The following is a 1,264-nucleotide window of genomic DNA, read 5'->3' on the forward strand; positions in this document are numbered from 1 at the left end:
CCACCCAGGACGAAGACATCATCGCCAACAACGCCGGCACCTGGACCACCCTGTTCGACGGCACCAGCCACGGCCTGACCAGCGACAACCTCGACATCGACGCCTTCGACACCCCCTGACACCACCCGACGATCCCGAGCCGGCCGGCCCGCGACCCCTCCGGTGCGCGGGCCGGTCTCCCGGGAGGGAGGCCCACCCGTGACCGTCGACACCCGACCTGAGGTCGGCACCGAACCGCCCGTGCGCCGGCCGCGCCGTCGCCGTCGGGTCGCGGCGCTCGTCGCCGTCCTGCTGCTGGTCGGGGGCGGCGTCGCGTGGCGCCTGTCCGTCCAGGAGCCGGCCGTCGACGTCCGAGCCGCGACGACGGTGGTCACCGTCGACGAGCTCGCGGCCCGGTTCGGTATCCGGGTCGACCTCATCGCCGTGACCGCCGCGGGCGGCCTGATCGAGTTCCGGTACCAGGTGGTGGACCCCGACAAGGCCGTCGCGATGATCCACGACGCCTCGGTGCATCCCGTCCTGGTGGTCGAGGACACCGGGCAGACGCTCGTGCTCGCGTCCCCGCACCGGCACAGCGCCGACATGCAGCTGGGCGGCACGTACTTCTTCCTCATCGCGAACGCTCACAACGCCCTGCACGACGGGTCGTCGGTCACGCTGGTGATGGGAGACGCCCGGCTCGAGCACCTCGCGGTCGAGGGATGACACGGTCCCCGCTCCGGGCAGCGCGGCACCTGACGTCGATCCTGGTCGCGGCGCTCGTCGTCCTGCTGCTCGGGGCGTCACCGGCTGCCGCCCACTCCGAGCTCGAGCGCTCCGACCCGCCCGCCGGGGGGACGGTCGCGGTCGGGCGGACCGAGCTGACGCTGTGGTTCACCGAGGCCGTCGACGCCCGGTCCAGCCGCGTGACCCTGCGGACGATCGACGGGGTCGACGTGCCGGTGACGGTGTCGACGTCCGGGTCCGTCCTCGGGATCGTCGCGCCGCGCCTCGCCCGCGCGACCTACGTGCTCGACTGGCGGACGCTGTCGCTCGACGACGGCCACCTCTCCAGCGGGTCGGTGGTGTTCGGCGCCGGCGTCCGGCCCAGCGTGGTGCCGAGCGCCGGCGCCGGGCTCCCGGCGGCGCCGGGGCTCTMGCTGCGCTGGCTGGACCTGTGCGCGATCATGCTCGTGATCGGCGCGCTGGCGGTGTCGGGGAGGGTCCTGCGGTCCACCGGCGAGCGGGGCGCCGGCGCCCGGCGCGCGGCCCGGGTGCTCGCCGC

At 74.7% G+C, this 1,264-nt stretch carries 2 protein-coding genes; both read left to right on the forward strand.

All coding sequences use genetic code 11. The features are described 5' to 3' along the window. Positions 1 to 198: 198 nt before the first annotated feature. Positions 199 to 705 (forward strand): hypothetical protein, encoded by a 507-nt coding sequence (locus ACXJKG_RS21195; protein ID WP_456847688.1) that lies wholly within the window; start codon positions 199 to 201, stop codon positions 703 to 705. Next, the coding region (locus tag ACXJKG_RS21200) for a copper resistance CopC family protein (RefSeq protein WP_456847689.1) at positions 702 to 1,264 on the forward strand (563 nt) is incomplete at its 3' end. The genes ACXJKG_RS21195 and ACXJKG_RS21200, both read left to right, overlap by 4 nt.

It is taken from the genome of Cellulomonas sp. P5_C6 (genome assembly GCF_054049635.1).